The following is a 26,424-nucleotide window of genomic DNA, read 5'->3' on the forward strand; positions in this document are numbered from 1 at the left end:
TCAGGAATCTTCTTCAATATCCAGCAACAGGTGCTCCAGGGCCTCGCGGTACTCGCCAGGCTCTTGCCACAGGCCGCGCTGCTGGGCTTCCAGCAAGCGCTCGGTCATGTCGCGCAAGGCGTGGGGATTATGCTGGCGGACGAACTCACGGGTCGAGTCGTCCAGCAGGTAGGCGTCCGCCAGCAAGGCGTACTGGTGATCGTCGATCAGCTCGGTGGTGGCGTCGAAGGCGAACAGGTTGTCCAGGGTCGCGGCCATTTCGAAGGCGCCCTTGTAGCCATGGCGCTTGACCCCTTCGATCCACTTCGGATTGGCCGCCCGGGAGCGGATCACCCGGTTCAGCTCTTCCTTGAGGGTGCGGATCTTCGGCAGGTCCGGCTGGCTGTGGTCGCCGTGATAGCTGGCGGCCTTGGCCCCGCTGAGGCTTTCCACCGCCGCCAGCATGCCGCCCTGGAACTGGTAGTAGTCGTTGGAATCCAGCAGGTCGTGCTCGCGGTTGTCCTGGTTCTGCAGCACCGCCTGCACTTGCCCCAGGCGGGTGGCGAACTGCTCGCGGGCGGCGGTGCCTTCATCCTGGCCGCCATAGGCATAGCCGCCCCAGTTCAGGTAGACCTCGGCCAGGTCTTCGCGGCTCTGCCACAGGCGACCGTCGATGGCGCCCTGAACCCCGGCGCCGTAGGCCCCGGGCTTGGCGCCGAAGATCCGCCAGCCGGCCTGACGCGCCGCGCTGTCCTGGTCCAGGCCGGAGGCGATCAGGGCTGCGCGCTCGGCGCGGACCCTGGCCGCCAGCGGGTTCATGTCCTCAGGCTCGTCGAGGGCCGCCACCGCCTGTACCGCTGCGTCGAACAGGCGGATCAGGTTGGCGAAGGCATCGCGGAAGAACCCGGACACCCGCAGGGTCACGTCGACCCGCGGCCGGTCCAGCAGGCTCAGGGGCAGGATCTCGAAATCGTCGACCCGCTGGCTGCCGGTGGCCCACACCGGGCGCACCCCCATCAGGGCCATGGCCTGGGCGATGTCGTCGCCGCCGGTGCGCATGGTGGCGGTGCCCCAGACCGACAGGCCCAGGTGCAGCAGGTGGTCGCCGTGGTCCTGCAGGTGGCGTTCGAGAATCAGGTTCGCCGACTGAAAACCGATGCGCCAGGCGGTGGTGGTGGGCAGGTTGCGCACGTCCACCGAATAGAAGTTGCGCCCGGTGGGCAGCACGTCGAGGCGCCCACGGCTGGGCGCGCCGCTGGGCCCGGCGGGAACGAAACGCCCGCTCAGGGCCTCCAGCAGGCCGCGCATTTCCGCCGGGCCGCAGGCGTCCAGGCGCGGCGCGACCACCTCGCGCAGGCCATCGATAATGCTCTGCACCGGCTCCCAGCCGGGTTCATCCAGCTGCGCCAGCGGGCCCTGGAGCGCCGCCTCGATCAACTCGGCGGCATACAGCTCCAGGCGCTCGCGCGTATCGCCGGCGGTGCGCCAGAGCCCATCGCTGATCTGCCGCAACGGCTGCGGCCGGCGTCCGGTCCAGGGTTCGGCCAGGGCACAGTCCAGCGGATCGAAGCCCAGGCCAAAGGCCTTGGCCAGGGCCCGCAACAGGCTGGCGTGGGCGCCCTTGCCATCGCCCCGGGGAATGCGCAGCAAGGCCAGCAGGGTGTCGAGACGCAAGCGGCCCTCGGGGGATTCGCCGAACACGTGCAGGCCATCGCGGATCTGCGACTCCTTGAGGTCGCACAGGTAGGTGTCCAGCCGCGGCAGCCAGATGGCGGCGTCGGCGTCGCTGTCGAGCGCGCCCTCCAGTTGCAGCTCGCGGTCGATATGGGTTTCGCGCACCAGCTGCAGGATGTCCCGTTGCAGCTCGCGGGCACGACGTGGGTCCAGCAGCTGGGCTTCGTAGTATTCGTCCGCCAGCAGTTCCAGGTTGCGCAGTGGGCCGTAGGTTTCGGCGCGGGTCAGCGGCGGCATCAGGTGGTCGATGATCACCGCCTGGGTGCGGCGCTTGGCCTGGGCGCCCTCCCCCGGGTCGTTGACGATGAACGGGTAGATGTTTGGCAGTGGCCCCAGCAGCGCGTCCGGCCAGCAGTTCTCCGACAGGCCGACGCCCTTGCCCGGCAGCCACTCCAGGTTGCCGTGCTTGCCGACGTGGATCAGCGCATGGGCGCCGTAGGCCTGGCGCAGCCAGAAGTAGAACGCCAGGTAGCCGTGGGGCGGCACCAGGTCCGGGTCGTGGTAGACCGCGCTGGGGTCCACCTGATAACCCCGGGCCGGCTGGATGCCGACGAAGGTCAGGCCAAAACGCAGGCCGGCGATCATCATCCGCCCGTTGCGGAACATCGGGTCCTGCTGGGGTGCGCCCCAGCGTTGCAGCACCGCCTCGCGATTGGCAGGCGGCAAGGCCTGGAACATTGCCGCGTAGTCCTCCAGGGCCAGGCTTTGCAGGCACGGACGCTGGTCGAGGCTGTCCAGGTCGTTGCTGACCCCGCCCAGCAACTGCTGGATCAACTCGGTGCCGCTGGCGGGCAACTCGGCCGGCAGCGGATAGCCTTCGGCGTGCAGGGCCTTGAGGATGTTCAGCGCCGCCGCCGGGGTGTCCAGGCCGACGCCGTTGCCGATGCGCCCGTCCCGGGTCGGGTAGTTGGCCAGCACCAGGGCAATGCGCTTGTGGCCGTTGTCCAGGCGTCCCAGTTCGACCCAGCGCCGGGCCAGCTCGGCGACAAAATCCATGCGTTCGGGCTGGCCGCGGTAGCACACCACGTCCGACTGGCTGCGCTCGCTGCGCCAGGCCAGGTCCTTGAAACTGATGGGCCGGCTGATGATGCGTCCGTCCAGTTCCGGCAAGGCGATGTGCATGGCCAGGTCCCGCGGGCCCAGGCCCTGCTCGCTGTCGCGCCAGCCCGGCTCATTGTCCTGGGCGCAGATGGCCTGGATCACCGGGATATTGCGGCGGAACGGCCGCAAGTGCGGCGCCTCGGGGCTGGACTGGGCAAAGCCGGTGGTGTTGAGGATCACCCCGGCCGCGGTTTCATCCAGCCAGTCTTCCACCTGGCTCAGGCAGCCGGGCTCCTTGAGGCTGGCCACCGCTATTGGCAAGGGGTTGAGGCCCGCCGCCAGCAAACGCTGGCAGAACAGGTCGATAAATCCGGTGTTGGCCGCCTGCAGGTGGGAGCGGTAGAACAGCAGCGCCGCCACCGCTTGACCAGGCTGCCAATCGGCCTGCCAGTCGCTGAGGGCGGCCTGGCTCTTGTGCGGGTGATAGATCGCCGTGCGTGGCAGGGTCTGCGGTTCGCTCCAGGGGTAGTCGCGCCCCAGCAGGCCGCTGGCCAGGCAACGGTAGAAATTCAGCGCGTTGTCCCGCCCGCCCTGGCGCAGGAACTGCCACAGTCGATCGCGCTCGACGGGGCCCACGGTGCTCAGGTCGCTGAGTTCCGGGTCCGGGCGGTCGTCCCCCGGCACCAGGATCAGTTGCACCCCGCGCTGGGACAGCTCCACCAGCCGCTCGACGCCGTAGCGCCAGTAGCCGATGCCGCCGTGCAGGGAGATCAGGATCACCTTGGCGTGGCGCAGCACCTGGTCGACATACAGGTCCACCGAAGCGTGGTTCTGCACCTGCATCGGGTTGGCCAGGCGAAAGCTGGGGTAATCCTCGGGCAACTGCTCGGCGGCATCCGCCAGCAGCGCCAGGCTGGAGTCGCCGCTGCACAGGATCACCAGCTCGGCGGGGGTTTGTCCAAGGTCGGCAATGTTGTCATCCGACACGAAACCGCCGGGCTGGGTCCTGAGCAGGTGCATGGCTTACACGCTGAGGGCGGCGCGCAGTTGCGCTTCGAGTTGGGCGGCGTCCAGCTCCTGGCCGATCAGTACCAGGCGCGTGGTGCGGGCTTCGTCAGCGCCCCACTTGCGGTCGAAGTGCTTGTCGAAGCGGGTGCCCACGCCCTGGATCAGCAGGCGCATCGGCTTGTTGGGGATCGCGGCGAAGCCCTTGACCCGCAGGATGCCGTGCTTGACCACCAGCTGGGTCAGGGCGTCCAGCAGCAGGCTTTCGTCGGCCTGGGGCAGTTCGATGGAGATGGAATCGAAGGCGTCGTGATCGTGGTCGTCGTGATCGTCATCGCCGTCGTGGTGATGGTCGTGGTGGCTGTGACGACTGTCGATGTGTTCCTCGGAACCGGCGCCCAGGCCCAGCAGCACGTCCAGCGGCAGGCGGCCGCTGCTGGCTTCGATGACTTTCACCGCCGGCGGCAGTTCTTCGGCCACTTCCAGGCGCACCTTGGCCAGGTCTGCGGGGTCGATCAGGTCGGTCTTGTTGAGGATCACCAGGTCGGCGCTGGACAGCTGGTCGGCGAACAGCTCGTGCAGCGGCGATTCGTGGTCCAGGTTGGGGTCGAGCTTGCGCTGGGCGTCCACTTGGTCGGGGAACGCGGCGAAGGTGCCGGCGGCCACGGCCGGGCTGTCGACCACGGTGATCACCGCGTCGACGGTGCAGGCGCTGCGAATTTCCGGCCACTGGAAGGCCTGGACCAGGGGCTTGGGCAGGGCCAGGCCGGAGGTTTCGATGAGGATGTGGTCCAGGTCGCCACGGCGCGCCACCAGTTCGCGCATCACCGGGAAGAACTCTTCCTGCACGGTGCAGCACAGGCAGCCGTTGGCCAGCTCATAGACCCGGCCACTGGCCTCTTCCTCGGTGCAGCCGATGGAGCATTGCTTGAGGATCTCGCCGTCGATGCCCAGCTCGCCGAACTCGTTGACGATCACCGCGATGCGCCGGCCCTGGGCGTTGTCCAGCATGTGCCGCAGCAAGGTGGTCTTACCCGAGCCAAGGAAGCCGGTGACGATGGTGACGGGAAGTTTGGCCAGTGTTTTCATCGGATGCCCCTTGGCAAAGGTGGCGGGCATACGGGACGAGAGCCGCAGCGCAGAGGCGCGCGGAGATTTCGCCACCGGATCACCCCGCCCGGTTGTAGTGAGAATCTGGGATCGAGGCAGGTCTCCTGGCTGAGGGCTTGCCAGTCGTCGGACCGGCGGTTGCTGCGCCTTCCCGCCGGCGTTCTGGACGCGCAGGCAGTGGCCTTGCAGAAACGAAACCCTTCACAGTTGCGGGGGCAGCCGCGGCATCGACCGCGTTCCCTTCTTAGCTTCGACCGCCGGCCGAAGAACCTCGAACGCGCAAGGCTACGCAGAGCGCGGGGGACGGTCAATCGGCAATGCAGCGCCTCGCGCAATTGACGGCATCACCCCGCCCGTGATCTGCTACGTGCCTTGTTACGGGTGCCCTTCACAGGGTGAAACGGGAAACCGGTGAATCACGTGCTTAACTAAAAAGCCGTGACCAGTCCGGTGCTGCCCCCGCAACGGTAAGCGAGCGAAGTGTCAGATCCACTGTGCCATGGCATGGGAAGGCGACACTTTTCGGCACGGTACGACATGAGTCGGCCCCTGCCCCTCGCGAGCCCGGAGACCGGCCCGCAACACACACATAACAAACCCGCGGTGGGCGGGCGCTGTTGCAAACCCTGCGTGCTCCTCACGCGGGGTTTTCCTGCGCTCCTCCCCCGCCGACACTCCAAAGGGAAGCGCCATGTCGATCATCAGCAGCACCAGCCATTCCGCCAGCAGCACCTCCACCCTGAGCCAGCGTCTGGTGGCCGCCATCGGCGCATCGTTGCTGGGCGCCTGCCTGGTGTATTTCGCCGGTTTCTCCCATATCGAAGCGGTGCACAACGCCGCCCACGACACCCGTCACAGCGCCGCCTTCCCTTGCCACTGAGACCTGCCGACATGATCAAGCGTATTGCGCAAACCGCAGGGTTCACCGGGCTGCTGGCGGCCCTGCTGCTGACCCTGCTGCAAAGCTTGTGGGTCGCTCCGCTGATCCTGCAGGCGGAAACCTATGAACAGGCCCCGGCCGCCCAAACTCATGAACACGCCGCCGGCGCCATGGCCGCGCACAGCCACGATGCCGAGGCCTGGGAGCCGGAAGACGGCTGGCAGCGCACCCTGTCCACCACCGGCGGCAACCTGGTAGTGGCGGTCGGCTTCGCCCTGATGCTGGCCGGGCTCTACACCCTGCGCGCGCCCAACCGTGCCTCGCAAGGCCTGCTCTGGGGTCTGGCCGGGTATGCGACCTTCTGCCTGGCCCCCACTCTGGGCCTGCCGCCGGAATTGCCGGGAACCGCAGCCGCCGACCTGGTGCAGCGCCAGGTGTGGTGGATCGGCGCTGCCGCTTCTACTGCCGTGGGCCTTGCCCTGATCGTGTTCGCCGGCCACTGGCTGCTGAAACTGCTGGGCGTGGCGATTATCGCCGTGCCCCACGTGATCGGCGCGCCCCAACCTGAAGTGCACTCGATGCTGGCGCCAGAAGCCCTGGAAGCACAGTTCAAGATTGCCTCGCAGCTGACCAATGCCGCCTTCTGGCTGGCCCTGGGCCTGATCAGCGCCTGGCTGTTCCGGCGCAAGAACACGGACCTGTACCCGGCATGATCGAAAGGCGCGCGGCGCCGGCCCTGGTGGTCGGCCTGGGGTGCCAGAAGGGCTGCCCGGTGACCACGCTGCGCGCCCTGCTTGAGGAGGTGCTGCAAGCCCACGGCCTGGAGAGCGGGCAACTCCTGGCCCTGGCCAGCATCGACTTGAAGCGCAGCGAGCCCGGCCTGCTGCAACTGGCGGATCAACTGGCCCTGCCGCTGACCTGCTTCAGCAGCAGGCAACTGGCGCCTTATGCCTCGCGCCTGAGCCACCGTTCCCAGATCGCCTTTGAACACAGCGGCTGCTACGGCGTTGCCGAAAGCGCCGCCCTGGCCCTGGCCGAACAGTTGCACCCCGGCCCGGCCCGGCTGTTGATCCCCCGCCAGAAATACGCCCAGGCCACCCTGGCATTGGCCGCCAGCCGGTAGACTGGCCGACAACTCCCCGTCGCGAACATGAACATCGTTCATCTGCGACCCTGTTCCAGCCCTTTTTTCACAGGAGACAGCCATGACTGTCTATTTCATCGGTGCCGGCCCCGGCGACCCGGAGCTGATTACCGTCAAGGGCCAGCGCCTGATCCATCGCTGCCCGGTGATCATCTACGCCGGCTCACTGGTGCCCGCGGCCGTCCTCGAAGGTCACAGCGCGGACCGGGTGATCAACAGTGCCGAACTGCACCTGGAACAGATCATCGAGGCCATCAGGCACGCGCACGACCAGGGCCAGGATGTGGCCCGGGTGCATTCCGGCGACCCGAGCCTGTACGGCGCCATCGGCGAACAGATTCGCTGCCTGCGGGAGCTGGGCATTCCCTACGAGATCGTCCCCGGCGTCACCGCCACTGCCGCCTGCGCCGCCTTGCTGGGGGCCGAATTGACCCTGCCGGATGTGTCCCAGAGCGTGATCCTGACCCGCTATGCGGACAAGACCGCCATGCCCGCCGGTGAAGACTTCGCCAGCCTCGCGGCCCATGGCGCCACCATGGCGATTCACCTGGGGGTCAACCACCTGGAGAAGATAGTCACCGAGCTGCTGCCCCATTACGGCGCCGACTGCCCGATTGCCGTGGTACACCGGGCCACCTGGCCGGACCAGGACTGGGTCCTGGGCACCCTGGCGGACATTGCCGAGAAGGTTGCGGCCAAGGGCTTCCGGCGCACGGCGCTGATCCTGGTGGGCCGGGTGCTGGCCACGGACGTGTTCAGCGAATCATCCCTGTACCGCGCCGGACACGCGCACCTCTATCGCCCCTGAGCCCTTTGCGGGAACTGGCTTGCCAGCAAAGGCAATCTCGGCATTGGCCCAAGGCTTGAGGGCCCTTTCGCCGGCAAGCCGGCTCCTACGAAGGCTTATTTCGGGAGGAGCTGGTTTGCGGGCATAAAAAAACGGCGCTCACGGGGCGCCGTTTTTTTGTTCGCAGCGAACGCCTTAGTAGTAGGCGTTTTCTTTCTGCGTGTGGTCGGTGACATCACGTACGCCCTTGAGCTCGGGGATGCGCTCGAGCAGGGTGCGCTCGATGCCTTCCTTCAAGGTCACGTCGGCCTGGCCGCAGCCCTGGCAACCGCCACCGAATTGCAGCACGGCGATGCCGTCGTCCACCACGTCGATCAGGCTGACCTGGCCGCCGTGACTGGCCAGCCCCGGGTTGATCTCGGTTTGCAGGTAGTAGTTGATGCGCTCGTTGATCGGGCTGTCGGCATTGACCATCGGCACCTTGGCGTTGGGCGCCTTGATGGTCAGCTGGCCACCCATGCGGTCGGTGGCGTAGTCGACCACCGCGTCATCGAGAAAGCCTTCGCTGAAGGCGTCGATGTAGGCGGTGAAGCTTTTCAGGCCCAGGGCCTTGTCTTCGGGTTTCTCTTCGCCCGGCTTGCAATAGGCGATGCAGGTCTCGGCGTACTGAGTCCCTGGCTGAGTGATGAAGATGCGGATGCCAATCCCCGGGGTGTTCTGCTTGGACAGCAGATCAGCCAGATAATCGTGGGCGGCGTCGGTAATGGTTATGGCGCTCATGGTGGTTCCTCGCAGACGTGGGCGCAGTTTACGCCAATCGACGCCGCTGACAAAGTCCTAGTATTTTTGTCGGGATAGACCTTGGTATAGGTCGCCCCCGGGGCCCGCCAGCGGGCGTCCCGAGGGCCGATCACGGCGCTATGTCAGAGGTTTTCGTAACGGTTCATGTCCATGACCCCGGCTTCCAGCGGATCGACTTCCTGCAGGTAGCGGGTCTGATCGTGAAAGTACTGCCAGAACTGCGGGTGACTGCGCCGGATGCCCCAGCGCTCGACCACCCTGTCGAAACTTGCGCCATCCCGGACCGCCTGCATCGCCTCGACAAAGGCCGGCACCTGGTCGGCCGGAACGTTGAAGATGAAGTTCGGGTAACTGCTGAGAATGCCCGGGAAAATCGTCAGGGTGTCCAGCCCCGGCTGATAACGCAGGGATTCGCCGAGCATGAAGGCCACGTTACTGTGGGCGCGGTTGCGCAGCATGCTGTAGAACTCGCGCTTGCCACTGGCGGTCTGGACACGCAGCAATGTCGCCTCGGGCAGTTGCTCGATGACCTTGAGCCCCGCAGCAGGACGCGACGCCAGGCGACTCAGGGCCTGCTCGGCGTCCTGCAGCGCCGGGTCGATGTTCGGGCGCGAACAGTAGGCGCCGTTGCAGCGGTTGATCGGGTCCGGCTTGGCGTTGAGCTCGCCATAGCGAGTCAGCAACTGGTTGACGAAGTCCTTTTTCGGGTCTTGGGGGTCGAGCTTCAGCGCGCTGCGCTTGTCGTCGTCGATGGACTCGTAATCCAGCCACATCTTGAACTTGCCGCTGTTCTGATACCAATCGTCGAGGAAGTCCTCACGACTGCCGGCCGGCATCAGGCGCAGGAAGTTCTGCTCGGCGCCGTTGCGGATCAGGTCGAAATACAGCCGGGTCTGGGCCTGGTGGGAGACGTTGCCGAACACGTCGAAGTTCACCGCCAACTGATAGTAGGTGCGCTCCAGCAACGGGTAGTCGAACAGCCACATCGTCTGCGGCACTTCGCCGATCAGGCCCTTGGTCACCGAGGCGCTGTCAAAGTGGCGGAAGATGCTCAGCAGCGCGTTGTCGTTGCCGGCCCACAGGCTGGACCAGCTGGGCGCCGGGGCATGGGCATAGAAGTCGCGGCGCAAGGCTTCGTATTCGTTGCGCTTGTCGCGGTAGGCCAGCCACAGGCTGAGCACGCTGCCGACGTCGTCGTTCTGCCCGGGCATGGCCAGCAGCGGCGTGGCCTGGCCGCGATAGACCGGGTCGGTGATGTACAGGTCGTGTTCCGGAGCCTGGAACAGCGCCCAGAAGTTGTCGCGAATCACATCCGTGGCGATCTGCCCGCGGCACACCGGACCGCGAATGAAGGTCCGCACGAAGTATTCGGCGTTATCCAGCATGAACTGGTAGCGGGCCTTGGCCGGAATCGCCTCGAAGGTCTCGAACGGGTTGGCCCGGCGAGCCGGTCCGTAGCCCGGCAAGGCGGTGACCTGCCAGTCGCCGCTGTAGAACAGGGTCTTGACCCGGGCCATCTTCGCCGCGCTCAGCGGGTAGGTGATGTGGGTCTTGTGCACGATCACCCCCTGCACCGGCCACAGGCGGTAATACACCTGGGTGCCCGGATCGTCGTTGGGGCGTCGGGTGTTGATCAGGTCGATCGGCTGGCCGCTGGGGGTACGCGAGCGCACCCACTGGAAGAAGTGCCCCGGCTCGCCGCCTTCGAAATAGATATGGGCCAGGAACCAGTGCTCGTAGAGCCAGCGCGCCACCAGGCTTTCCCGCGCGCCGGGGGCGTTGAGCAGGTTCTCCCACTGGGCCACTTGCAGGCTTTCCCGGGCACTGGGGGCCAGGCCCTGTTCGTCGATCGGCGCGCCGGAGGCCAGCCAGCGTTGCAGGGTCTGGTACTGCTGGTCGGTGAGGCCGGTGACGGCCAGGGGCATGCCTTCCTTGGGATGAGCACCGGCATAGGCGTCGAACTCCGCCGGCTGCGGGCACATGTTCTCGCGGCTCAAGCCCAGCACGATCTCGCTGGGCAGCTTGGCATTGGGTTGCAAGGGGGTGCGGTGGCCGAGTTCGAGCATGCGCGCCATCAGCGCTGCCTGGCTGCCCTGGGCGTCGAGCACCGAATAGAAGCCCTGGCGCTGCCAGGCCGCCTTGCCGCTGGCGTCATAGAACAGCCGCGTGGGCGCCTGGGCCTTGCTGCGCTCACCGTCGTACACCGGAATCTTCGACGCGCCACGACCGGCCCCTTCGCCGCTGCCCAGGTTGAGCTGACAGGCGGAGTCATAGCAGGCATGACAGGCCACGCACTTCTCGGTAAAGATCGGCTGGATGTCGCGGGTGTAGGAAATGGCCGGTGCGGGACCTTGGGCCATGCACAATGAACTGAGCAGCAGCAAAGCGCTGGCAACGACAAAACGGTACGGCATGTCCCTGGTCCCGAAAGTAAAAAAAACGCCGCGATTCTACCGATGTCGCCCGGCCACCAACATGAGCGATATTCATGAAAAACCCGCACATGCCGCAAAACCATGCAGGTTTGTTATGATCCACGCCCTTCGTAATGGCCCTACCAGGTAGTTCTCATGTCTGATCGCAGTGCTCGCCTCCACGCTCTCCAGCAAGCCCTCAAAGAGCGCATTCTGATTCTCGATGGCGGCATGGGCACCATGATCCAGAGCTACAAGCTCGAGGAGCAGGACTACCGTGGCAAGCGCTTCGCCGACTGGCCCAGCGACGTCAAGGGCAACAACGACTTGCTGGTGCTGACCCGTCCCGACGTGATCGGCGCCATCGAAAAAGCCTACCTGGATGCCGGTGCCGACATCCTCGAAACCAACACCTTCAACGCCACCCAGGTGTCCCAGGCCGACTACGGCATGGAAGAACTGGTCTACGAATTGAACGTAGAAGGCGCCCGTCTGGCACGCAAGGTGGCGGATGCGAAAACCCTCGAGACCCCGGACAAGCCGCGCTTCGTCGCCGGTGTCCTGGGCCCGACCAGCCGCACCTGCTCGCTGTCGCCGGACGTCAACAACCCCGGTTACCGCAACGTCACCTTCGATGAACTGGTGGAGAACTACACCGAGGCCACCAAGGGCCTGATCGAAGGCGGCGCCGACCTGATCCTGATCGAAACCATCTTCGACACCCTCAACGCCAAGGCGGCGATCTTCGCCGTGCAGGGCGTGTTCGAGGAGTTGGGTTTCGAACTGCCGATCATGATTTCCGGGACCATCACCGATGCCTCCGGCCGTACCCTGTCGGGCCAGACCACCGAAGCCTTCTGGAACTCCGTGGCCCACGCCAAGCCGATCTCGGTGGGCCTGAACTGCGCCCTGGGCGCCAGCGAGCTGCGCCCATACCTGGAAGAGCTGTCGAACAAGGCCAGCACCCACGTTTCGGCACACCCCAACGCCGGCCTGCCCAACGAATTCGGCGAATACGACGAACTGCCGGAACAAACCGCCAAGGTCATCGAAGAGTTCGCCCAGAGCGGTTTCCTCAATATCGTCGGTGGTTGCTGCGGCACCACCCCGGGGCACATCGGCGCCATCGCCAAGGCCGTGGCCGGCTACGCCCCGCGGCAGATCCCGGACATTCCCAAGGCCTGCCGCCTGTCGGGCCTGGAGCCCTTCACCATCGATCGCAACTCGCTGTTCGTGAACGTCGGTGAACGCACCAACATCACTGGCTCGGCGAAGTTCGCCCGACTGATCCGCGAGGACAACTACACCGAAGCCCTGGAAGTCGCCCTGCAGCAGGTGGAAGCCGGCGCCCAGGTGATCGACATCAACATGGACGAGGGGATGCTGGATTCGAAGAAGGCCATGATCACCTTCCTCAATCTGATCGCCGGCGAGCCGGACATCTCCCGCGTGCCGATCATGATCGACTCCTCGAAGTGGGAAGTGATCGAAGCCGGCCTCAAGTGCATCCAGGGCAAGGGCATCGTCAACTCCATCAGCATGAAGGAAGGTGTGGAGCAGTTCATTCACCACGCCAAACTGTGCAAGCGCTACGGCGCCGCCGTGGTAGTGATGGCCTTCGACGAGGTCGGCCAGGCCGACACCGAGGCGCGCAAGAAGGAAATCTGCAAGCGCTCCTACGACATTCTGGTCAACGAAGTGGGCTTCCCGCCGGAAGACATCATCTTCGACCCGAACATCTTCGCCGTGGCCACCGGCATCGAGGAACACAACAACTACGCGGTGGACTTCATCAACGCCTGCGCCTACATCCGCGATGAGCTGCCCTACGCCCTGAGCTCCGGCGGCGTGTCCAACGTGTCGTTCTCGTTCCGCGGCAACAACCCGGTGCGCGAGGCGATCCACTCGGTGTTCCTGCTGTATGCGATCCGCAATGGCCTGACCATGGGCATCGTCAACGCCGGCCAGCTGGAGATCTACGACCAGATCCCGCAGCAGCTGCGTGACGCCGTGGAAGACGTGGTGCTCAATCGCACCGCCAATGGCACCGATGCGCTGCTGGCCATCGCCGACCAGTTCAAGGGCGACGGCAGCGTCAAGGAAGCGGAAACCGAGGAATGGCGCAGCTGGGACGTCAACAAGCGCCTGGAACACGCTCTGGTCAAGGGCATCACCACCCACATCGTCGAAGACACCGAGGAGTCGCGCCTGAGCTTCAGCCGCCCGATCGAGGTCATCGAAGGCCCGCTGATGTCCGGCATGAACGTGGTCGGCGACCTGTTCGGCGCCGGCAAGATGTTCCTGCCCCAGGTGGTGAAATCCGCCCGGGTGATGAAACAGGCGGTGGCCCACCTGATTCCGTTCATCGAGCTGGAAAAGGGCGACAAGCCGGAAGCCAAGGGCAAGATCCTCATGGCCACGGTCAAGGGCGACGTGCACGACATCGGCAAGAACATCGTCGGCGTGGTCCTGGGCTGCAACGGCTACGACATCGTCGACCTCGGGGTGATGGTGCCGGCGGAGAAGATCCTCCAGGTGGCCAAGGAACAGAAGTGCGACATCATCGGCCTGTCCGGGCTGATCACCCCGTCCCTGGACGAGATGGTCCATGTCGCCCGCGAGATGCAGCGCCAGGATTTCCACCTGCCGCTGATGATCGGTGGCGCCACCACCTCCAAGGCCCACACCGCGGTGAAGATCGAGCCCAAATACAGCAACGACGCGGTGGTCTACGTCACCGACGCCTCGCGCGCCGTGGGCGTGGCCACGCAGTTGCTGTCCAAGGAGCTCAAGGCTGGCTTCGTCGAGAAGACCCGGGAGGAGTACGTGGAAGTGCGCGAGCGCACCGCCAACCGCAGCGCCCGTACCGAACGCCTGAGCTACGCCGCGGCCATCGCCAAGAAGCCGCAGTTCGACTGGGCCGGCTACCAGCCGGTCAAGCCGACCTTCACCGGCGCCCGGGTGCTGGACAACATCGACCTCAAGGTACTGGCCGAATACATCGACTGGACGCCGTTCTTCATCTCCTGGGACCTGGCCGGCAAGTTCCCGCGCATCCTCGAGGACGAAGTGGTGGGTGAAGCCGCCACCGCGCTGTACAAGGACGCCCGGGAGATGCTCGACAAGCTGATCAACGAGAAGCTGATCAGCGCCCGCGCGGTGTTCGGCTTCTGGCCGGCCAACCAGGTGCAGGACGACGACCTGGAAGTCTACGGCGACGACGGCCAGCCACTGGCCCGCCTGCACCACCTGCGCCAGCAGATCATCAAGACCGACGGCAAGCCGAACTTCTCCCTGGCGGACTTCGTCGCGCCCAAGGACAGCGGCATCACCGACTATGTGGGCGGCTTCATCACCACCGCGGGCATCGGTGCCGAGGAAGTGGCCAAGGCCTATCAGGACGCCGGCGACGACTACAACTCGATCATGGTCAAGGCCCTGGCCGACCGCCTGGCCGAAGCCTGCGCCGAGTGGCTGCACCAGCAGGTGCGCAAGGACTACTGGGGCTATGCCCAGGACGAGCAGCTGGACAACGATGCGCTGATCAAGGAGCAGTACAGCGGCATCCGCCCTGCCCCGGGCTACCCGGCCTGCCCGGACCACACCGAGAAGAGCACCCTGTTCGCCCTGCTCGACCCCGAGGCCAGCGAAGGCCGCGCCGGGCGCAGTGGCGTGTTCCTCACCGAGCACTTCGCCATGTTCCCCGCGGCGGCGGTCAGCGGCTGGTATTTCGCCCACCCGCAGGCGCAGTACTTCGCCGTGGGCAAGGTCGACAAGGACCAGGTGCAGAGCTACACCGAGCGCAAGGGCCAGGACCTGGCCGTGAGCGAACGTTGGCTGGCGCCGAACCTGGGCTACGACAACTGATCAGGCGCGGCAGGAGCCGGCTTGCCGGCTCCTGCACCCGTCCGCCATCACCGGCCGTATTGTCTATGCTCTGTTGACACCCCACCGTGTCGAGGGATTTATGGACGATCCAAGCAACGACCATCAGCCTCCAACCTTCCTGCAGATGCTGCAAAGCGTGCTGGCTGCGGCCTTTGGCGTGCAAAGCGGGAAAAACCGCGCCCGCGACTTCAGCCACGGCAAGCCCAGTCACTTCATCGTGCTGGGCATTGTCTTCACTGCCCTGTTCGTCCTGGTGCTGTTGGGCATCGCCAACCTGGCGATGCATCTGGCGGGGGTCTGAAAGCGGGTCAGTGCAGCAACAGCTGCAAACCGAAGGGATAGCGATAGCTGTCCGGCTTGCCCTGGGCGGACAGCCCGTGAAAGTCGACGCGGGCCCCGACCTGATCACCAAAGCGCAAGAGCTGCTGGGCTTGAGCGCGGGTCAATGACTGGAACAGCGACAATTGCCAGTCGGGCCCTCCCAGGCGCCGGGGATCCAGCCCCAGCGCATCGTCATGCAGGGCCACCAGGGCCCAGCCACCGATCGTGAAATGCCCGGCCATCAGCACCGACAGTTGCCCGTCGATCAATGCCCGCAAAGCTTCGGGCGAACTGTTGAGCCCGCTGAACAGCAGGTCGATCCCCGGCTTGCGGCCCAATTCCCGGGCAGCCTGCATGGCCCCCAGGGCCATTTCATCGTTAGCCGACCAGACCAGTTGCGTCTGCGGATAACGCTGCAGCAGCTGCCGCGCCTGTTCGTGCGCCCGCTGCCGGTTCCATTCGCCATACACCATTTGCCGCAGACGCACCTGAGGATGCTCCGCCAGGGCCCGACGCAGCCCTTGCTCGCGCAACTGCGCCGCCGGCGTGACTTTGACCCCGGAGAACGCCAGCAAGTCGATGGTCTGCCCTTCAGGCACAGGGCCGTGCTTGCGCAGCAGCTCGTTGAGCATTCGATAACCGGCCTCTTCGTCGTTGCCCATCATGCTGCCGATCCAATCGGAATAGCTGCTGCGACTTTGGCTGATCAAGGCCCGCTGATCTTCGGTCAGCGGGCTGTTGACGATGAACAGCTTGACCCCGGTGCCCTGAGACATGCGCAGGATCTGTGGCGCGACATATTGCTCGTTGACCAGCATCAGGTAATCGGGCTTCTGCTCTCGCTGAAACAGCTCCCGGGCCTGATCGAGAGAATTCTGGGGATTGCGTTCGCCATAGAGAATCTGCAGATCCATGCCCAGGTCCCGAGCGGCGGCCTGCATGAATTGCGAATAGCTGACCCAGAAGGTTTCCGTCGAATTGCCGGGATTGAGAAACACCACGGTCGTCGCCTGAGCCACTGCCCAGAATGGCAGACTCAGAAGCAGCAAGCACTTGAACAGAACCTTGAACATTACGAAAGGAGCCCCAGAATTATCCCAGGCAGTATAACTGGCAACGTACTGGCCAACGGCGGCAAATTGTCATGATTGTCCGACAATTCGGGCTCCTGGGTTGGACTCGACTACTGGTGACTGACCCAAAACACGGCCGTACCCACGACCAGTATGATCAGAAAAAGAATGGCCCAAGCATCAACGCTACTGTCACTTTTCCTTGTTTTGGTTGGATGGCTCATAGCATCGCCTCTAGTAGATTTTGTCGGTGACTGCTCAAAGACACGATCACAGTTAAGCTCAGGATTGCCCCTACCACAAATGGGGTTACTGCATCTCCCCTACCGTTAGTCGTTTTGGTTCTTTTCATATACTCAAACATCACTTTTGCGCATAACCACAAACTGGTATCGTTCGCCGGCTCCGAAGGGAGTGCGCGGCCGTGCGCGCAGATTTGCTTACATGGGTGGCGTTGAGCGTGTGCGCTGGTGTGCCACCTGTAGCCTGAGAACTGGACCTATATGTACGTATACGACGAGTACGATCAGCGGATCATCGAGGACCGCGTCAAGCAGTTCCGTGATCAGACCCGACGCTATCTGGCAGGCGAGCTGAGCGAAGAAGAATTCCGCCCCCTGCGTCTGCAGAATGGCCTCTATATCCAACGTTTTGCCCCGATGCTGCGGGTCGCCGTGCCCTACGGCCAACTGACTTCGCGCCAAGCGCGGATGATGGCCAAGATCGCCCGCGACTACGACAAGGGTTATGCGCACATCAGTACCCGGCAGAACGTGCAGTTCAACTGGCCGGCCCTGGAAGACGTGCCGGACATCCTCGCCGAGCTGGCCACCGTGCAGATGCACGCCATCCAGACCAGCGGCAACTGCCTGCGCAACGTCACCACCGACCAGTTCGCCGGTGTCGCCGCCGACGAGTTGATCGACCCGCGCCCCTGGTGCGAGATCGTCCGTCAATGGACCACCTTCCACCCGGAATTCGCCTACCTGCCGCGCAAGTTCAAGATCGCCATCAATGGCTCGACCTCCGACCGCGCGGCCATCGAAGTCCACGACATTGGCCTGGAGCCGGTGTACAACGCCGCCGGCGAGCTGGGCTTTAGGGTCCTGGTGGGTGGTGGCCTGGGCCGCACCCCGGTGGTCGGCGCCTTCATCAACGAGTTCCTGCCGTGGCAGGACCTGCTGAGCTACCTCGACGCCATCCTGCGGGTCTACAACCGCTATGGCCGTCGCGACAACAAGTACAAGGCGCGGATCAAGATCCTGGTCAAGGCCCTGACGCCTGAAGTGTTCGCCGAGAAGGTCGAGGCGGAAATGGTCCACCTGCGCGGCGGCCAGACCACCCTCACCGAAGCCGAAGTGCATCGGGTGGCCAAACACTTCGTCGACCCGGACTACAAGGCCCTGAGCAACCAGGACGCCGAACTGGCGGCCCTGGACAAGGAGCACCCGGGCTTTGCCCGCTGGCGTGCGCGCAACACCCTGGCCCACAAGAAGCCGGGCTACGTTGCCGTGACCCTGTCGCTCAAACCTACCGGCGTAGCGCCGGGTGACGTGACCGACAAGCAGTTCGACGCCATCGCCGATCTGGCCGACCGTTACAGCTTCGGCCAGTTGCGCACCTCCCATGAACAGAACGTGATTCTCGCCGACGTCGAGCAGAGCCAGCTGTTCACCCTGTGGGGCGAGCTGCGTGAAAACGGTTTCGCCACGCCGAACATCGGCCTGCTGACCGACATCATCTGCTGCCCAGGCGGCGACTTCTGCTCCCTGGCCAACGCCAAGTCGATCCCGATCGCCGAATCCATCCAGCGCCGTTTCGACGACCTGGACTACCTGTTCGACATCGGCGAGCTGGACCTGAACATCTCCGGCTGCATGAACGCCTGTGGTCACCACCACGTCGGCCACATCGGCATCCTCGGGGTGGACAAGAAAGGCGAGGAGTTCTACCAGGTGTCCCTGGGTGGCAGCGCCAGCCGCGACGCCAGCCTGGGCAAGATCCTCGGCCCGTCCTTCGCCCAGGACGACATGCCCGACGTGATCTCGAAGCTGATCGACGTGTACGTGGAACAACGTACCGAAGACGAACGCTTCATCGACACCTATCAACGTATTGGCATCGACCTCTTCAAGGAGCGCGTCTATGCAGCGAATCATTAAGAACAACGAGGTCATCGACGAGACCTGGCACCTGCTGCCCAAGGACGCGACCCTCGACGGCATCTCCAACTGCGACGACCTGATCGTGCCGCTGGCCTTGTGGCGTGATCATGCTCACGCCCTCAAGGCCCGCGATGGCGGTCTGGGCGTATGGCTGGATGCGGACGAAGAAGCCGAGGAAATCGGCGACGACGTCGAGCATTTCCAAGTCATTGCCCTGAACTTCCCGGCCTTCACCGATGGCCGCAACTACTCCAACGCCCGCCTGCTGCGTGACCGTTATGGCTACAAAGGCGAACTGCGAGCGATTGGCGACGTATTGCGCGACCAGCTGTTCTACCTGCACCGCTGCGGCTTCGACGCCTATGCCCTGCGGGCCGACAAGGACCCCTACGAAGCCCTGGAAAGCCTCAAGGACTTCTCGGTGACCTACCAGGCCGCCACTGACGAACCGCTGCCGCTGTTCCGTCGCCGCTAAGCCCTGGCGTCAACAAAAAGCCCTGAACCGGGAAACCGGTTCAGGGCTTTTTTGTATCCGCCTCTCCCATCGACCGCTGGAGCCGGCGCCTGGGACACCGGCTCCTGACGCTGGGGCTTACCAGAACCGCTGCTGGGTCAGGCGGCTCCACCAGGTCAGCAGCACGCGATCGATGGAACCGCTGGCCGCCAGCCCCACACGCTCCTGCAGACTCTTGCGCTCGGCATAGTGCAGGTGGAACACCTCGGCATTCTTGGCTTTTTCCGCCAGGTACTCATCGCTGGTCTGCAACTCGTCCACCAGCAGTTTTTCCTGCGCGGCCACCCCCAGCCAGACTTCACCGGTGGCCACTTCATCAATGGCCAGTTGCGGGCGATAGCGGGACACGAAGTTCTTGAACAGTTGATGGGTCACGTCCAGGTCTTCCTGGAACTTCTCCCGGCCCTTCTCGGTGTTCTCGCCAAACACCGTCAGGGTGCGCTTGTACTCGCCGGCGGTGAGCACTTCAAAATCGATGTCGTGCTTCTTCAGCAGGCGATTGACGTTGGGCAACTGGGCCACCACGCCGATGGAACCGAGGATGGCGAACGGTGCGCTGATGATCTTCTCGCCGATGCACGCCATCATGTAGCCGCCACTGGCCGCCACCTTGTCGATGCACACCGTCAGCGGCACCCCGGCCTGGCGAATACGCGCCAGTTGAGAGGAAGCCAGACCATAGCTGTGCACCATGCCGCCGCCACTTTCCAGGCGCAGCACCACTTCATCCTTGGGCGTGGCCAGGCTCAGCAAGGCGGTGATCTCGTGGCGCAGGCCTTCAGTGGCGGAGGCCTTGATATCGCCATTGAAGTCCAGCACGAACACCCGGGACTTGGCTTCGGCCGGTTGTTTCTTCTGCTTTTTCTGGCTCTTTTCGGTCTTGCTCTGGGCCTTGCGCAGGGCCTTGAGCTGATCCTTGTCCAGCAGGCTCTGCTCCAGGCGCTCGCGCAGGTCCTTGTAGAAATCATTCAGCTTGCTGACCTGCAACTGCCCGGCGCCCTTGCGGCGCCCCTTGCCGCGCAGGGCAGCGGCAGTGACCAGCACCACCAGAATGGCAACCACCAGGGTCACGGTCTTGGCCAGGAAACTGGCGTATTCGGTGAAAAACTCCACAGGGACTCCTCAAACATGAACCGCTGCCAACCAGCAGCGCAATGGGCTCAAGCATACCGGCGCGACCTGCCGGCCACCAGTCGCGAAACCTCGTGTTACGAGGCTCCAACAAGCATTTCAAACAAGCGTATGTTTTTTCATTGACAGCTCACCGGCATCCTCATAACCTCGCAAAACTTTCAACGTACCGGGACGACACGGACGTGGGCAGCATCTATTTGATTCGACATGGCCAAGCCTCTTTCGGTGCAGACGACTACGACGTGTTGTCCGCAACCGGCGTGCGCCAGGCTGCGGTGCTCGGCGAGCATCTGGCTGCGCTGGGCGTCAGCTTCGATCGCTGCCTGTCCGGCGACCTGCGGCGCCAGCAGCACACCGCACACACCGCCATGGAACAGATGAGCGCCGCCGGTGTTGACCAGCCGCCTCTGGAAATCGATGCCGCCTTCAACGAATTCGACGCCGACGCCATTATCCGCGCGCTGCTGCCCGACCTGCTGCCCCAGGAACCCGAGGCCCTGAACATCCTGCGCAACGCCGCGCAGAACCGCGCCGAGTTCCAACGCATCTTCGCCCTGATCATCCAGCGCTGGCTGGCCGGCACCTACGATCCTCCCGGGCTGGAAAGCTGGCTGGGCTTCATCGAACGGGTCCAGGGCGGCCTGCAGCGGATTCTCGAAGCCGCGGACAACCAGCACAAGATTGCCGTGTTCACCTCCGGCGGCACCATCACCGCCCTGCTCCACCTGATCACCCGGATACCTGCCCAGCAGGCGTTCGAACTGAATTGGCAAATCGTCAACACCTCGCTCAACCAGCTGAAGTTCCGCGGGCGCGAGGTGTCTTTGGCTTCCTTCAACGGTCATGCCCATCTGCAACTGTTGAAGGCTCCGGAGCTCATCACTTTCCGCTGAGCCCGGCTTACTGTGACCCTTGCTGTAACCACCCATAAAAGGATCGAACCATGACCTCCGTAGCTGACGCCGTACAAGCCATGCAAGCCAAGTTCAACCCAGCTGCCGCTGCCGGCCTGGACCTGGTTTTCGGTTTCCGCATCGATGATTCCAAGCATTTCTCGCTGGTCGTCAAGGACAGCACCTGTGAACTCAAGGAAGGCGAAAACCCAGACGCCCAAGTCACCCTGGTGATGGACGGCGAAACCCTGGACGGCATCGTCAGCGGCGAAACCGACGGCATGCAAGCCTTCATGGGCGGCAAACTGCGCGCCGAAGGCGACATGATGCTGGCCATGAAGCTGAGCGAGCTGTTCCCAGCCTAAGACCCTACAAGGTCCGGCTGCATGCAAATCCCGCCCCTGTGGCGGGATTTGTCGTTTCTGCTCCCGGCAACGGCTCTGGCGCAAGCTTTTGCCCCAGGTCAATACCACTGGGCGGAACGCCATTTCAGGCGGCACGCTTGATTGATCTCGGTCAGTTATCCCAGCGCAGCACCCCTCTACTCTTGCGCCTCCATCGCGGCCAGGGACGGCACAGCCGGAACCCTTTGCCACTGTGCTATCACTCACGGAAGAGTCTGCTTATGCGATCACTGAAGATCATCCTGCTGTCCACCGCCTTCAACGGCCTGACCCAACGCGCCTGGCTCGACCTGCGCCAGGCCGGGCACCGCCCCAGCGTGGTGCTGTTCACCGGAGAAGAAGACGTCTGCCGGCAGATCGAAGAAGCCGAGGCCGACCTGGTGATCTGCCCGTTCCTCAAGGACCGGGTGCCGCAACGGCTGTGGAGCAACACCAAGCGCCCGGTGGTGATCATTCATCCGGGGATTGTCGGCGACCGCGGCGCCAGCGCCCTGGACTGGGCCATCAGCAAGGAACTCAAGCGCTGGGGCGTCACCGCGTTGCAGGCGGTAGAAGAAATGGACGCCGGGCCAATCTGGTCGACCCACGAATTCAACCTGCCCGCCGGCCTGCGCAAGTCCGAGCTGTACAACGGCCTGGTCAGCGACGCCGCCATCCACTGCATCCGTGACGTGGTGGAAAAATTCCGCAACGGCTTTACCCCGGTCCCTCTGGACTACGACAACCCCGCGGTGCTTGGCCGCCTGCAACCGAACATGAAGCAGTGCGACCGCACCTTCAGCTGGCACGACAGCGCGCAATTCATCAAGCGCAGCATCGACGCCGCCGACGGCCAGCCCGGCGTCCTGGCCAGCCTCGCCGGCGGCCAGTACTACGTGTACGACGCCCACCTGGACTCGCGCACCGGCATGCCCGGGCAACTGCTGGCGGTGCATGACGATGCGGTACTGGTGGCCTGCGGCGACCACAGCCTGTGGATCGGCTCTCTGCGCCTCAAGCCCCAGCCCGGCGAGGAAACCTTCAAGCGCCCGGCCCGCCACGTGCTCGGCGAGCGCCTGGCCGAGGTACCGGTGCTGGACTGGTCGGTCTCCAGCAGCCCGTTCAGCACCGAGCCCTACCAGCCGATCCGCTACCGCGAGGCCGGCCGAGTCGGCGAGCTGACCTTCGAGTTCTACAACGGCGCCATGAGCACTGAGCAATGCCAGCGCCTGGTCAGCGCCCTGCGCTGGGCCAAGGCCCGAGACACCCAGGTGCTGCTGGTGCGCGGTGGCCGCGGCGCCTTCAGCAACGGCGTGCACCTGAACGTGATCCAGGCCGCCCCGGAGCCGGGCCTTGAGGCCTGGGCCAACATCCAGGCTATCGACGACGTCTGCCTGGAACTGCTCAGCGCCCGCCAACTGGTGGTCAGCGGCCTGACCGGCAATGCCGGCGCCGGCGGCCTGATGCTGGCCCTGGCCGCGGACGTGGTCCTGGCCCGCGCCGACACCGTGTACAACCCGCACTACAAGAGCATGGGCCTGTACGGCTCCGAGTACTGGACCTACAGCCTGCCCCGCGCCGTCGGCCAGGCCATGGCCAAGCAACTGACCGAAGCCTGCCTGCCCATCAGCGCCCTCCAGGCCCTGCAGATGGGCATGGTGCAGGAGATCGGCCCACGCTGCCCGGACGAGTTCGGCCTGTGGCTGCTGCAACGGGCCAATGGCGTACTCACCGACCCGCGCTACCAGCACCTGCGCCAGCGCAAGCTGGACGCCGACCCGCAACTGATGCAGCACTGCCGCAACGCCGAGCTGGAAGAGATGCACATGGACATGGTGCAAAACCGCAAGGGCTTCGCCGAGAAGTGCAGCAACTTCGTCTACAAGCGCAAGACCTGCTGCACACCGGAGCGGCTGATCGAAGCCTGGGCCAAGCCCCAGGACATCGCCCTGGTGGGTTGATCCAAAGCCTCCCCTTCCGCAACCGTCGCCCGGCTCGCCGGGCGACGCCTTCAGCCTCGTGGCTGCAACAGCAACGCCACCAGCGCCGTCCACCCCGTCTGATGGGACGCCCCCAGCCCACGCCCGGTTTCACCATGAAAATATTCATGGAACAGCACCAGCTCGCGGTCCTCGGCCTCTACCTGCAACTGCGGATAGCCGCTCATGGACGGCCTGCGCCCTTCCTCGTCCAGCAGAAACAATCGCGTCAGGCGCTGGCTCAAGCCGTCGGCCACTTCCTCCAGCGACGCCAGATACCCCGAACCCCGCGGGTACTCCACCGAAAAGTTGACGTCGTAGTAGCGATGAAACTCGCGCAGAGATTCGATCAGCAAGTAGTTGATCGGCATCCACAGCGGCCCGCGCCAGTTGGAGTTGCCGCCGTACAGCCGTGAATCGGACTCCGCCGGCACATAGCGGGCGCACAGTTGCTTGCCATCCACCTGCATGGCGAACGGCTGCTCGAAGGCCTTGGACAGGGAGCGGATGCCGAAGTCCGAGAGGAACTCGTTTTCATCGAGCATGCGCTTGAGCAGGTCCTTGGTGCGCTCGCCGCGCAACAGCGACAGGAGCATGCGGTTGCCCTTGCCCGGCTCGTACCAACGCGACACCAGGCTCGCCAGGTCAGGTCGGTGATGCAAGAAGCCCAGCAGGCGCTGGGCCAGCCCCGGTAGATTCTGGTGCTCGTGCTGCTCCAGCACCTGCACCGCGAACAGCGGCATCAAGCCAACGATGGAGCGCAGGCGCAGGGGTTCGTTCTGCCCATCGGGACGGTGCAGCACGTCGTAGAAAAACTGGTCCTGTTCGTCCCACAGCCCCTCGGCGCTTTGATCCACGTGGTTGATGGCCCCAGCGATATAAAGGAAGTGCTCGAAGAACTTCACCGCAATGTCCACGTACACGCCATTGCGCTTGGCCAGCTCCAGGGCGATGCGCATCAGGTCCAGGGCGTAGGCCGCGACCCAGGCCGTACCGTCGGCCTGATCCAGGGTGAAGCCATCAGGCAACGGCGCGGAACGATCGAACAGGGCGATATTGTCCAGGCCGAGAAAGCCGCCCTGGAACAGGTTGCGGCCCTCGGCGTCCTTGCGGTTGACCCACCAGGAAAAATTCAGCAGCAGCTTGTGGAAAATGCGTTCGAGAAAGTCCAGGTCGCCCACGCCGGTCAGGGTCTTTTCCTGCTGATAGACCCGCCAGCAGGCCCAGGCGTGCACCGGCGGGTTGGCATCATCGAAGCGCCACTCGTAGGCCGGCAGCTGGCCGTTGGGGTGCATGAACCTATCCTTGACCAGCAACAGCAGTTGCTGCTTGGCAAAGCCGGGGTCGATCAGGGCGAAGGCCACCGCCTGGAAGCCCAGGTCCCAGGAGGCGTACCAGGGGTATTCCCAGGTATCGGGCATGGAAACGATGTCGCAGTTGGACAGATGGCGCCAATGAGTATTGCGCAAGTGCTTGCGCTCGCTGGGGGGCGCCGGCTGCCCGGGATCGCCGTCCAGCCACCGGTTGACGTCGAAGTCATACAGTTGCTTGGACCACAGCAACCCGGCCAGGGCCTGACGCTGCACATTGCGCGCGTCCGCGCTTTCAATGCCCTGCTGCAGCGCCGCGTAGAACTCATCGGCCTCGCGCCGCCGCTGCTCGAACAGGTGGCGGGCGCTGACCGGCTCGCTGCCGGCCGGGGCAAAACGCAGGAACAGCCGCTTGCTCTCGCCGCCCGCCAGCTCCAGGACGAAATGCGCCGCCACCCGGGTGCCGCCATCGAAGGCCACCGCGCTGGCTTGCCCGTCCACCAGATAGTCGTTGATGCCGTCCTTGAACGGCCCCGGCGTCGCCAGCCCGTCCAGCTTGGGGAAGTTGCTGTCGTTGTTGCAGAACAGCCACTGGCAAGGCTCGGCGCCCCAGGCAGTGACCTGCCGCTCGGGCAGTTGCCCGTGCCGCGCCAGCACCCTGTCGCCCTCCAGGCGCAGGCTCGGTCGCGGCTCGTCGCCACCCCAACTCCAGGTGTTGCGCGCCCAGACCTGAGGCAGCACACGCAGCCGCGCCGGCTGGTGGAAACGGTTGTGCACGATGACGTGCATGAAAATGTCATCGGCCCTGTGCTTGGCGTACTCCACCGTCACATCAAAGTAACGGTTGTCCTCGAACACCCCGGTATCGAGGATCTCGTACTCGGCATCCTTCAGGCCGCGCCGGGCGTTTTCCGCCACCAGGTCGGCATAGGGAAAGGCCGCCTGAGGGTACTTGTAGAGCATGCGCATGTAGGCATGGCTGGGCACGCCGTCGAGGTAGAAGTACAGCTCCTTGACGTCCTCGCCGTGGTTGCCCTCGGCATTGTCCAGGCCGAACAGACGCTCCTTGAGAATGCTGTCGTGCTCGTTCCACAACGCCAGCCCCAGGCACCAGTGCTGGGCCTTGTCGGAAAACCCCGCCAGCCCGTCCTCGCCCCAGCGGTAAGCGCGGCTACGGGCATGCTCGTGGGGGAAGTAGCTCCAGGCATCGCCATCAGCGCTGTAGTCCTCGCGCACCGTGCCCCACTGCCGCTCACTCAGGTACGGGCCCCACTGGCGCCAGCGCTCGGCCTCGCTGCCTTGCAGGCGCTGGCCTTCAAGGGTGTCGAGAAGGCGGGGTGCAGACTTTGCCGGCATGAGAGGTGTCCTTGGCCACGAAGATGAGTTGCAGTGTAGGAGCGAGCGGTCCCCCTGCCCCGTGACAAATGTTTCACGGTGCAAACGTCCACGGCGACGATCCCCCCGCGCAAAGCCCGTTCCAGAGCCTGTGCGGTTAAATTTTCCGCCCCTGGCTCGTTATAATCGGCAACCCTTTTATGGCCATGCGGATTCGATGATGTTCAGTTGCAAAGCGTTTTTCCCCAGCCTGTTACTGATGGCAGCCTGTTCGGCCCAGGCCGCCGGCCTTGACCTGAGCTACCCGCAGCCTCCGTTGCCGGCCACCGCCCAGGCCCCGGCACCAGAGAGCGACACGCCGAAGCTCAAGTTGCAGTTCAAGCCGGCCATCCGCTATGAGCACCACTGCAGCGGCCAATGCACCTACGAAACCAATATCGACCAGTTGCACGAACGCGAAACCCGCCACAGCGCAAGCGTCGGCTTCGACTGAGCCCCGCCATTGAACCTGCGGCACGCTTGATCCACACTCGC

At 64.5% G+C, this 26,424-nt stretch carries 19 protein-coding genes and 2 riboswitches; of the genes, 12 read left to right on the plus strand and 7 right to left on the minus strand.

Translation table 11 applies throughout. From position 1 onward, the window contains the following. Together cobN and cobW are read right to left on the minus strand one after the other, a co-directional pair. A complete protein-coding gene (cobN, locus tag PST29_RS18435; RefSeq protein WP_060843995.1) occupies positions 1 to 3,774 on the minus strand; it encodes a cobaltochelatase subunit CobN in 3,774 nt (1,257 codons plus the stop codon). 3 nt (positions 3,775 to 3,777) lie between these two features. Next, positions 3,778 to 4,848 carry a cobalamin biosynthesis protein CobW gene (gene cobW / locus PST29_RS18440; RefSeq protein ID WP_060843996.1) on the minus strand — a complete coding sequence of 357 codons (1,071 nt, stop codon included), beginning with the start codon at positions 4,846 to 4,848 and terminating at the stop codon, positions 3,778 to 3,780. 98 nt (positions 4,849 to 4,946) lie between these two features. Beyond that, a riboswitch (cobalamin riboswitch) is annotated at positions 4,947 to 5,158 on the minus strand. Between the two features lie 73 nt (positions 5,159 to 5,231). After that, positions 5,232 to 5,463: riboswitch (cobalamin riboswitch) on the plus strand. 97 nt (positions 5,464 to 5,560) lie between these two features. Here cobW and PST29_RS18445 point away from each other — a divergent pair. The 4 genes from PST29_RS18445 to cobM all read left to right on the plus strand — a co-directional run bounded on the left by PST29_RS18445 (position 5,561) and on the right by cobM (position 7,701). Beyond that, on the plus strand, positions 5,561 to 5,749 hold the full coding sequence (locus PST29_RS18445) for a CbtB domain-containing protein (protein WP_060839964.1): 189 nt from the start codon (positions 5,561 to 5,563) through the stop codon (positions 5,747 to 5,749). 11 nt (positions 5,750 to 5,760) lie between these two features. After that, the gene (locus tag PST29_RS18450) at positions 5,761 to 6,462 is read left to right on the plus strand and encodes a CbtA family protein (protein ID WP_060843997.1); all 702 of its coding nucleotides are present in this window, start codon (positions 5,761 to 5,763) and stop codon (positions 6,460 to 6,462) included. After that, a complete protein-coding gene (locus PST29_RS18455) occupies positions 6,459 to 6,872 on the plus strand; it encodes a cobalamin biosynthesis protein (RefSeq protein WP_060843998.1) in 414 nt (137 codons plus the stop codon). The genes PST29_RS18450 and PST29_RS18455 overlap by 4 nt, the downstream gene beginning before the upstream one ends. An 82-nt stretch (positions 6,873 to 6,954) precedes the next feature. Then, positions 6,955 to 7,701, plus strand: coding sequence for a precorrin-4 C(11)-methyltransferase (cobM, locus tag PST29_RS18460; protein ID WP_060843999.1), 747 nt, complete (start codon positions 6,955 to 6,957; stop codon positions 7,699 to 7,701). Between the two features lie 174 nt (positions 7,702 to 7,875). Here the strand turns inward: cobM and nfuA are convergent, their stop codons facing one another. Together nfuA and PST29_RS18470 are read right to left on the minus strand one after the other, a co-directional pair. Next, the gene (gene nfuA / locus PST29_RS18465) at positions 7,876 to 8,460 is read right to left on the minus strand and encodes a Fe-S biogenesis protein NfuA (protein ID WP_047305029.1); all 585 of its coding nucleotides are present in this window, start codon (positions 8,458 to 8,460) and stop codon (positions 7,876 to 7,878) included. Between the two features lie 143 nt (positions 8,461 to 8,603). Then, positions 8,604 to 10,895, minus strand: a complete 2,292-nt coding sequence (locus PST29_RS18470) for a fatty acid cis/trans isomerase (RefSeq protein WP_060844000.1) — start codon at positions 10,893 to 10,895, stop codon at positions 8,604 to 8,606. Between the two features lie 156 nt (positions 10,896 to 11,051). Here PST29_RS18470 and metH point away from each other — a divergent pair, with 156 nt between their 5' ends. Both metH and PST29_RS18480 read left to right on the plus strand, forming a co-directional pair. Then, entirely contained in the window at positions 11,052 to 14,762 is a 3,711-nt protein-coding gene (metH, locus tag PST29_RS18475) for a methionine synthase (protein ID WP_060844001.1), read from the plus strand. A 100-nt stretch (positions 14,763 to 14,862) separates the two neighbouring features. After that, positions 14,863 to 15,084, plus strand: a complete 222-nt coding sequence (locus PST29_RS18480; RefSeq protein ID WP_060844002.1) for a DUF2970 domain-containing protein — start codon at positions 14,863 to 14,865, stop codon at positions 15,082 to 15,084. A 7-nt stretch (positions 15,085 to 15,091) separates the two neighbouring features. On the opposite strand, the gene PST29_RS18485 is transcribed toward PST29_RS18480, so the two are convergent. Continuing rightward, positions 15,092 to 16,177, minus strand: a complete 1,086-nt coding sequence (locus PST29_RS18485) for an ABC transporter substrate-binding protein (protein ID WP_060839971.1) — start codon at positions 16,175 to 16,177, stop codon at positions 15,092 to 15,094. A gap of 503 nt (positions 16,178 to 16,680) precedes the next feature. Here PST29_RS18485 and PST29_RS18490 point away from each other — a divergent pair. Together PST29_RS18490 and PST29_RS18495 are read left to right on the plus strand one after the other, a co-directional pair. Next, on the plus strand, positions 16,681 to 18,339 hold the full coding sequence (locus PST29_RS18490) for a nitrite/sulfite reductase (RefSeq protein WP_047305033.1): 1,659 nt from the start codon (positions 16,681 to 16,683) through the stop codon (positions 18,337 to 18,339). Beyond that, positions 18,323 to 18,817 carry a DUF934 domain-containing protein gene (locus tag PST29_RS18495; RefSeq protein WP_016966421.1) on the plus strand — a complete coding sequence of 165 codons (495 nt, stop codon included), beginning with the start codon at positions 18,323 to 18,325 and terminating at the stop codon, positions 18,815 to 18,817. Before PST29_RS18490 ends, PST29_RS18495 begins: the two co-directional genes overlap by 17 nt. 117 nt (positions 18,818 to 18,934) lie before the next feature. Here PST29_RS18495 and sohB read toward each other — a convergent pair whose 3' ends face one another. Next, positions 18,935 to 19,969: a protease SohB gene (gene sohB / locus PST29_RS18500; RefSeq protein WP_060839972.1), complete on the minus strand. Its 1,035-nt coding sequence runs from the start codon at positions 19,967 to 19,969 to the stop codon at positions 18,935 to 18,937. 203 nt (positions 19,970 to 20,172) lie between these two features. Here sohB and PST29_RS18505 point away from each other — a divergent pair, with 203 nt between their 5' ends. The 3 genes from PST29_RS18505 (at position 20,173) to PST29_RS18515 (ending at position 23,227) form a co-directional block, all read left to right on the plus strand. Next, positions 20,173 to 20,883 (plus strand): histidine phosphatase family protein, encoded by a 711-nt coding sequence (locus PST29_RS18505; RefSeq protein WP_060844003.1) that lies wholly within the window; start codon positions 20,173 to 20,175, stop codon positions 20,881 to 20,883. Positions 20,884 to 20,933: 50 nt separating this feature from the next. Further along, the gene (locus PST29_RS18510; protein ID WP_011061945.1) at positions 20,934 to 21,248 is read left to right on the plus strand and encodes an SCP2 sterol-binding domain-containing protein; all 315 of its coding nucleotides are present in this window, start codon (positions 20,934 to 20,936) and stop codon (positions 21,246 to 21,248) included. A gap of 260 nt (positions 21,249 to 21,508) precedes the next feature. After that, positions 21,509 to 23,227 (plus strand): hydrogenase maturation protein, encoded by a 1,719-nt coding sequence (locus tag PST29_RS18515; RefSeq protein WP_060839974.1) that lies wholly within the window; start codon positions 21,509 to 21,511, stop codon positions 23,225 to 23,227. A 50-nt stretch (positions 23,228 to 23,277) separates the two neighbouring features. Here PST29_RS18515 and PST29_RS18520 read toward each other — a convergent pair whose 3' ends face one another. Further along, positions 23,278 to 25,911: an MGH1-like glycoside hydrolase domain-containing protein gene (locus tag PST29_RS18520; protein WP_060844004.1), complete on the minus strand. Its 2,634-nt coding sequence runs from the start codon at positions 25,909 to 25,911 to the stop codon at positions 23,278 to 23,280. A gap of 199 nt (positions 25,912 to 26,110) precedes the next feature. On the opposite strand from PST29_RS18520, the gene PST29_RS18525 reads away from it, so the two are divergent. Further along, positions 26,111 to 26,383 (plus strand): hypothetical protein, encoded by a 273-nt coding sequence (locus PST29_RS18525; protein WP_232513171.1) that lies wholly within the window; start codon positions 26,111 to 26,113, stop codon positions 26,381 to 26,383. Positions 26,384 to 26,424: the final 41 nt, after the last annotated feature.

The organism is Pseudomonas sp. St29, assembly GCF_001547915.1.
Lineage (GTDB): Bacteria > Pseudomonadota > Gammaproteobacteria > Pseudomonadales > Pseudomonadaceae > Aquipseudomonas.

What these genes read in the sequence shown, in the direction of transcription:
- metH (WP_060844001.1), top strand. Translation starts at nt 11,052, where the DNA reads ATGTCTGATCGCAGTGCTCGCCTCCACGCTCTCCAGCAAGCCCTCAAA.
- cobM (WP_060843999.1), top strand. Translation starts at nt 6,955, where the DNA reads ATGACTGTCTATTTCATCGGTGCCGGCCCCGGCGACCCGGAGCTGATT.
- PST29_RS18525 (WP_232513171.1), top strand. Translation starts at nt 26,111, where the DNA reads ATGTTCAGTTGCAAAGCGTTTTTCCCCAGCCTGTTACTGATGGCAGCC.
- PST29_RS18485 (WP_060839971.1), bottom strand. Translation starts at nt 16,177, where the DNA reads ATGTTCAAGGTTCTGTTCAAGTGCTTGCTGCTTCTGAGTCTGCCATTC.
- PST29_RS18520 (WP_060844004.1), bottom strand. Translation starts at nt 25,911, where the DNA reads ATGCCGGCAAAGTCTGCACCCCGCCTTCTCGACACCCTTGAAGGCCAG.
- PST29_RS18495 (WP_016966421.1), top strand. Translation starts at nt 18,323, where the DNA reads ATGCAGCGAATCATTAAGAACAACGAGGTCATCGACGAGACCTGGCAC.
- PST29_RS18470 (WP_060844000.1), bottom strand. Translation starts at nt 10,895, where the DNA reads ATGCCGTACCGTTTTGTCGTTGCCAGCGCTTTGCTGCTGCTCAGTTCA.
- cobN (WP_060843995.1), bottom strand. Translation starts at nt 3,774, where the DNA reads ATGCACCTGCTCAGGACCCAGCCCGGCGGTTTCGTGTCGGATGACAAC.
- PST29_RS18450 (WP_060843997.1), top strand. Translation starts at nt 5,761, where the DNA reads ATGATCAAGCGTATTGCGCAAACCGCAGGGTTCACCGGGCTGCTGGCG.
- nfuA (WP_047305029.1), bottom strand. Translation starts at nt 8,460, where the DNA reads ATGAGCGCCATAACCATTACCGACGCCGCCCACGATTATCTGGCTGAT.
- PST29_RS18515 (WP_060839974.1), top strand. Translation starts at nt 21,509, where the DNA reads ATGCGATCACTGAAGATCATCCTGCTGTCCACCGCCTTCAACGGCCTG.
- PST29_RS18455 (WP_060843998.1), top strand. Translation starts at nt 6,459, where the DNA reads ATGATCGAAAGGCGCGCGGCGCCGGCCCTGGTGGTCGGCCTGGGGTGC.
- PST29_RS18480 (WP_060844002.1), top strand. Translation starts at nt 14,863, where the DNA reads ATGGACGATCCAAGCAACGACCATCAGCCTCCAACCTTCCTGCAGATG.
- PST29_RS18445 (WP_060839964.1), top strand. Translation starts at nt 5,561, where the DNA reads ATGTCGATCATCAGCAGCACCAGCCATTCCGCCAGCAGCACCTCCACC.
- PST29_RS18510 (WP_011061945.1), top strand. Translation starts at nt 20,934, where the DNA reads ATGACCTCCGTAGCTGACGCCGTACAAGCCATGCAAGCCAAGTTCAAC.
- PST29_RS18490 (WP_047305033.1), top strand. Translation starts at nt 16,681, where the DNA reads ATGTACGTATACGACGAGTACGATCAGCGGATCATCGAGGACCGCGTC.
- cobW (WP_060843996.1), bottom strand. Translation starts at nt 4,848, where the DNA reads ATGAAAACACTGGCCAAACTTCCCGTCACCATCGTCACCGGCTTCCTT.